The organism is Nocardia sp. NPDC003269 (assembly GCF_042888005.1).
Lineage (GTDB): Bacteria > Actinomycetota > Actinomycetes > Mycobacteriales > Mycobacteriaceae > Nocardia.
In genome coordinates this window covers 2,010,840-2,017,184 of sequence record NZ_JBIAPA010000001.1, presented here as the reverse complement: position 1 = coordinate 2,017,184, position 6,345 = coordinate 2,010,840, and the positions used below count along the sequence as shown (strand labels likewise).

3 protein-coding genes are annotated in these 6,345 nt (G+C 71.8%); all 3 read right to left on the bottom strand.

Features of this window, described 5'->3' with window-relative positions:
• Positions 1-388 precede the first annotated feature (388 nt).
• The 3 genes from cobM to ACFYWJ_RS09385 all read right to left on the bottom strand — a co-directional run bounded on the left by cobM (position 389) and on the right by ACFYWJ_RS09385 (position 6,275).
• Positions 389-1,159: a precorrin-4 C(11)-methyltransferase gene (gene cobM, locus ACFYWJ_RS09395; RefSeq protein WP_355273624.1), complete on the bottom strand. Its 771-nt coding sequence runs from the start codon at positions 1,157-1,159 to the stop codon at positions 389-391.
• 57 nt (positions 1,160-1,216) lie between these two features.
• Positions 1,217-2,668, bottom strand: coding sequence for a DUF1254 domain-containing protein (locus ACFYWJ_RS09390; RefSeq protein ID WP_355274627.1), 1,452 nt, complete (start codon positions 2,666-2,668; stop codon positions 1,217-1,219).
• Positions 2,669-2,807: 139 nt separating this feature from the next.
• Complete coding sequence (locus ACFYWJ_RS09385) at positions 2,808-6,275, bottom strand: Ig-like domain repeat protein (protein WP_355273625.1); 3,468 nt, start codon at positions 6,273-6,275, stop codon at positions 2,808-2,810.
• Between the last annotated feature and the right edge of the window lie 70 nt (positions 6,276-6,345).

Here is a 6,345-nt window from a genome sequence, read left to right as displayed (position 1 = left end):
CCCAAACCTCGCTTCCGGAACACCTGCGCAGGCGCTCCCCGACGACACCGGAACGCAGGCGCCTCACCTGTAGAACTAGCGTGGCGCCTGCGTCTCGGGTTCAGTTCTCGAAATCAATCAGGCAAAAAATGTCCATTGGCACTATCTGTCGGCCCGTCCGATCGGTTACATGGCCGAGACCATGCCCACGTCCGTCGGACCGGCAGCGCCGGTGTGCTCGTCGCAAACCATCGCACCAATCTACCGGTGCGCTCCCCCGGCAACCAACCACGTCCATAGCGACGCGGCATAGACCCAGGTAGACCGTCGCCACCCCGTTAGCTGACGCTTGTCTGCGTCCTCACATCGTCGTGAGAGCCCTTCTGCGCCGCGGGGAATGAGGCGTGGATCACACCAACCGGTCTGTCTCGACGGGCGCGCGGAGCCGGGCCGGGTCGTAGAGGTGGGACTGGGCGCAGTCGATCGCGGGGGTGAGGGCTCGGCCGACCAGGATGACGGCGGCTTGGCGGAGGTCGGCGGCTTCCACCTGGTCGGCGATGTCGGTGAGGGTGCCGCGCAGGATCAGCTGTTCGGGCTGGCTGGCGCGGTAGACGACGGCGACCGGGCAGTCGGGGCCGTACTCGTCGATCAGTTCCTTCGCGAGGACGCGGACGCGGGTGATCGCGAGGTGCAGGACCAGGGTGGCGCCGGTGGCGGCGAAGGCGGCCAGGGCCTCGCCCTCGGGCATCGCGGTCGAGCGGGCCTGGGTGCGGGTGAGGACGACCGATTGGACGACCTCGGGGACCGTCAGCTCGGTGCCCAGCGCGGCCGCGGCGGCGGCGTAGGCGGGGACGCCGGGGGTGATGTCCCACGGGACGCCGACGGCGTCGAGGCGGCGGATCTGCTCGGTGAGGGCCGAGTAGATCGACGGGTCGCCCGAGCAGAGCCGGGCGACGTCGTGCCCCGCCCGGTGGGCGCGCACGAGGTGGCCGGTGATCTCGTCCAGGTCAAGGCGCTGGGTGTCGATCAGCTCGGTGCCGGGCGCGCAGTGCGCCAGCACCTCGGGGTCGAGGTAGGTGCCCGCGTACAGGCAGACCGGGCTGTCGCGCAGCAGGCTCACCGCGCGCACCGTGAGCAGGTCGGCCGCGCCGGGGCCCGCCCCGATGAAGTGCACCGTCATGCCAGCAGCGTAGATCGCGGGCCGCCGGTTCCCGCCCGCGGTACCGGGCCCCGCGCTTCACTCGATTCTGACGAAGTCGCCGGGCTTGTAGCGACGCTCGAAGAACTCCTGTTTGGGTCCGTACCAGCGCAGCAGACCGAACCAGCCACGCCCGGGGACCGATTCGAGCCAGTTCTTCGCCTGCGCGGGCCTGCGCGGGCCGACGAAGACCGTGTAGCTGCCGGTGTCGTCGGCCACGATGGGGTCCATCGAGTTCAGCGACGGGTAGGTCTGGCCCGTCGCGTCGACACCGGAGGCCGTTTCGGCGTCGTAGACCGTGAGCGACCACAGGATGTCGGCGGGTGGATGGGCGGGCAGGTCGATGCGGTAGGTGTGCTCACCGCGCAGGTACGCCCCGTCGCTGTCCTTGTAGGCGTTGCAGTATTTGGCGCCCTTGCCGGGGGTGACGCTCATCATTCCGGTCGAGATCGAGAAGTGGTTGACGAACATGTGCGCCTTCGCGTCGACATCGGTGTGGCCGGTTTCCCGGTCACGGAAGCACTCGTCGAGCAGGGTGCGGGTGAAGTCGTCGGTCTTCGTGCGGGCGTGCGCGACCCAGTGACGATCGGACCACCACAGCGCGTCCTCGGTGCGGTCGAAGTCGGCGGCGATGCCCTTGGCCATCCGCCAGGCGGTCCGCGCCGCGAGGTCGAGCAGCTCGCGCTGTTCGTCCGACGGCGCGAACCGCCGACCCCGGCGAATGCCGAGGGCGGCGAGCACGCCGTGCATATACGGGTCGACCCGGTCGTCGCGCTCGCCCTGGATCATCCGGTCGAGCATCTCGAAGTAGGAGAAGTCGTGCGCGAACAGCGCGTTCGCGGTGACCTCGGAGGCGTGGGCGTACACCATCGGCCGGGCGGGACCGTGCGCGGGACGCAGCGTGATGCCCTCGATGTGCGCCACGCCGGGCGCGAGGTCGTCGACCGAGCGGAAGAATCCACGCAGCAGCAGGTAGATCCCGTTGGTCGGACTCGTGTAGACGAAGTGGTCGCTGGCGTCGACGCCTGGGTCTTCGCCCTCGCGCACGATCAGGTACTTGCCGCCCCTGCCCTGGTCGGGGCCCGGGATGCCGATATCGGCGAGGTACTGCACGCCATCGATGACCGGGCCGACCAGCGGGCGATGCCAGGCGTCGTCCACCAGACCCTGCACCATCGGCGGCGCCTCGATGACCAGGGGCCCGGTCTCCGACAGGTCGACGAAACACAGCCCGTAGATGACATCGGAATTCGGCGTGGTGATCACGGTGTTCGGCTCGAGCCGCTTCTCGTAGACCGCCATCACGTGGTACCCGTGCCCGAAATCGGCCCCGATGCTCTCCCGCATGGCGAACAGATTCACCGCGGGCAGTGCCCACAGGTAGACCTGCACCGCGCGCTGGAAGTACAGCTCCGTGGCCATGGCCGCGGCCCCCGCCGCCGGGTACCCGCCGTCCATCGGCGCCTGCGCCAACTCCCGGTATCGGTTCATGCTGTCCACGAGCACCGTCCTTCCGGCCTGCGTTCGTCGCCACGCGGCCCGGTACACCGCCACCGGCCCGCCCCGTGGCCAACGGTAGGCGGCCGATGCGGTCGCCCGGTTCACCCGAATCGGATGAACCGCGGCACGCTCAGCGCGCCCCCGGGCGCACGAAGGTTGACGCGAGCTGCAGATTGTTCCTCGGGTTCAGGTCGGTGCCGGTGCTCGACACGTGCAGGAACGAGGTGATCAGCGCCAGCCGCCGTGGTGCCTCCAGCACGACGGTGAAGGTCCTGGTCTCGCCCGCCTCCAGGGTGGCGAGGCGGAACCGGACGTGGGTCGGCTGCGCCTCGCCGCCGCCGGGATCGATCAACCTGCTCCAGCCCTGGGTCGACAATCTGGCCTCGACGCCGGTCGCCTGCCGACCGCCGACATTGCTGACGGTGACCGTCGCCGCCACCCGCTCGCCCGGGTCGGCGGTGCGCGGTATGTCGAGGCGCACGCCGACATCGCCGGGATGGTCGCCCGGTGACTGGCCCGCTCGCAGCACCCACAGCGTCGTCGTGCCGCGGCTCGGCGCGACGCCGGTGGCCGCGTCGCCGGAGTAGTCGGCGGTGACCAGGTGGGTGCCGAAGCCGAGGTGCGAGACGTCGACATCGCGGGCGATCGCGCGGCCGTTGTCGACGGGCACCGGCACGCCGAGCGGTGTTCCGTCGGCGGCGAACTGGACGGTGCCGGTGTCGACCTCGCCCGCGGGGTCACGGGCGACGGTGGCGGTGAGGTCGAGCTGTTCGAAGAAGGTGACCGGGTTGTGGTTCGCGGTCACCGTGGTCGTCGAGGTCGCGGTGTAGACGGTGAGATCGGCCTCGGTCCGCGACTGGTCGTAGACGTCGTCGCCGAGATAGTGCGCCCCGACCGTGCCCGCGCCGGCGCGCAGCGGCGGTGAACCCGCCGTACCGTCGGCGGCGAGGGTGACCGGGTCACCGAGCGGCACGCCGTTCTGGGCGAACTGGATGGCGCCGGTGGGGGTCGGCGCGTCCGGCTGCGGCGTCGGCACGGTGACCGTCGCGCCGACGACCGCACCCGCCAGCACCGGTGACGGCGGCAGCGTCAGATGGATCTCGGTGGGTACCTTCACCGACTGCACCAGCAGGCCGACGCTGCCGAACACCGGCGCGAAGACCCGGGTCGGGTCGTCGGCCAGGTAGGTCGCCAGCACGTGGTGGGTGCCCGGCGACAAGCCGCTGATCGCGGGCAGCGTCGCCACCCCGTCGACCAGCTCGATCGGTCCCGGTGTCGCGACACCGTCGATCTCGAAGCGCACGTGCCCGGCCGGTGTGCCGAAGGCCGGTGTGGTGCCCGGCCGCTGGCCGACCTTCGCACTGAAGCTCACCGGCTGACCGACCTGCGAGATCTGGTCGGGCGCACTGGTGGTCACCTCGATCTCGGTCGGCACCTGGTCGTCGTGCAAGCGGAACACGGTGCCGCCGATCAGGTGGGCCGGGTCGTCGGTGGCCGCGGCCTGGACCAGGAAGCCGCCGGCCAGTTCGCCCTGCTGGGCGGCGGGCAGCGCGGTCAGGTTCACCTCGGCGAAGCCGTCGGCGTCGGTGCTCACCCGGGTGCTCTCGCCGCCGTCGGCGAAGACCGCCGCGCGCGGTTGCCCGGCGGGCATCGAGAAGGTGATCGACTTGCCCGCCTGCGGTCCGTGGATCGCGTCGACGAACCGCACCCGCAGCGGCTCGGCGAACGGCTGCCCCGAATACGCGCTCTGGCTGTTGCCCGAGATCAGTTCCACCCGGCTGCGTTTCGACGGGATCGGGACGATCAGCTGCACCTTGCCGTCGTTGAGCCGGTCGCGATTGCCGTAGCTGCCGTCGGGACCGTTGTAGAAGTGCGGCCGCTGCCCGGCGACCGGGACGACCATCGACTGGCCACCCCCGCCACCACCGCCACCGCCGTCGTTCCCGTCCTGGGCGCCGTGCCCCTTGCCGCCGCCGTGGCTGCCGCCACCGCCGCCACCACCGCCACCACCGGTGGAACTCCCGGTCGCGTGGCCGCCGTCGACACCGCGTTCACTGCCGCCCTCGCCACCGAAACCGCCACCGAAGCCGCCGCTGGTGCCGTCACCGGGGCGCGGACCGCCGCTGCCACCGTCACCGCCGCCTGCGCTGAAGCCGTTGCCGCCGCCACCGCCGCCGCCACCCGCGACGACGACTGGCTCGCTGTCGCGCGACGGCCTGGTCCCGCACTCGGCCGCGTTCTGGCTCACCGCGGACGCACCGCCGCCGCCCGCGCCGCTGTAGGAGGCGCTGGAGTCGGCGGTGCCGCGCGCGCCGCCCTTGCCGTAGCCCCAGCCGCCGCCCGATCCGCCGTAGCGACCGACGTCGATCTTCAGTTGCTTGCGTTCCTGTACTGCGATGACCGCTTGCACGCCGCTGCCCGCGCCGCCGGTACCGACATCGCCGTAGTCGTGGCCGCCACCCGCGCCCGCCGCACCGAGCACGTCGGCGAAGATCTCGTCGACGCCGTCACCGACGCAGTAGTACTGCGCGGCATCGCCGTGCACACCGAAGGTCGTCGTCCGGACGCCGTCGGCGGAGGTGAGGAACAGGACGTAGCCGTCGCCGGAGACCGAGGCCGTGGTCACGCTCGCCTTCGACAGGCTCGACGACGCGTAGGACGTCCCGCCACCACCGCCCGCGCCACCCGCACCCGGCGCCGCGTGCGGGCCGTGCGAGATCGGGGTCTGCGGCCCCGCGGCACCACCGCAGCCGCCACCCTGACCTTCGCCACCCTGGTAGCCGCCACCGCCACCACCGCCGCCCCCACCGCCGCCGGTCGTGTCGAAGGTGCGGCCCGCCCCGCCCGCGCGGGGACCGCCGCAGGTGAGGCCGCTCGGTGTCGTGCCCGCCGGATTGTTCTCGCCCGCACCGCCGGTCCACGGCGGCCCTTCCTGCCAGCCGACCGCCGCGCTGCCGTCGCCGCCGTTCCCGCCGTCGCGCCGGGAGCCGCCACCGCAGTAGAAGAAGGTCGAATCCTGCACCGGCGACACCGAATAGCAGTCGGGCGCGTTGCCGCCGGCGCCGCCGCCACCGCCCGCGACCAGCACCGGTGTGTTGTCGGCGCCGAGCACCGCCGAGGCGCCACCGCCACCGCCGCCGTCCCAGCCGCTCGAGTACACCGTCCCGAAGTTGGTGACCTGATCGACCGCCTCGCCCCTGGCCCCACCCGAGGCGTACGGCGAGAACCCGCCGTTCGCCCCACCCGCGCACCCGACCTGGACCTGGAACTCCTGCTCCGGCGTCACCCGCAGACCACCGCTGACCTGACCGCCGAGCCCACCGATCCCGGTGAAATTCGGGTTCGGCGTCTGCCCCTGACCGCCGACCGCCTCGATATAGAGGCTCGTCGTCCCGGCGGGCACCCGGTAGGTCTGCGACCGCGCGCTGCAATAGAACACGTCGATCGCGAGTCCGGACTCGGGATCGTCGAAGTGCTCGGACGCGCGCTCGACGGGCGGACCGGGCGGCTGCGACTGCGCGAGTGTCGCGGTGCCGGCGACCAGCACCGCGCCGAGGGACGCGGCCAGCCAGGCCCGTGTCGCAGTTCGTCCGGCCATGCCAGAGCTCCGTTCGCCAGCGCCGTTGCCTACGAAACTTGACGAAACGGTAGCGGTGGTTCCGGCCTCG

Excerpts from the sequence above, each read along its gene's own strand:
- cobM (WP_355273624.1), bottom strand. The coding sequence starts at position 1,159 with ATGACGGTGCACTTCATCGGGGCGGGCCCCGGCGCGGCCGACCTGCTC.
- ACFYWJ_RS09390 (WP_355274627.1), bottom strand. The coding sequence starts at position 2,668 with ATGAACCGATACCGGGAGTTGGCGCAGGCGCCGATGGACGGCGGGTAC.
- ACFYWJ_RS09385 (WP_355273625.1), bottom strand. The coding sequence starts at position 6,275 with ATGGCCGGACGAACTGCGACACGGGCCTGGCTGGCCGCGTCCCTCGGC.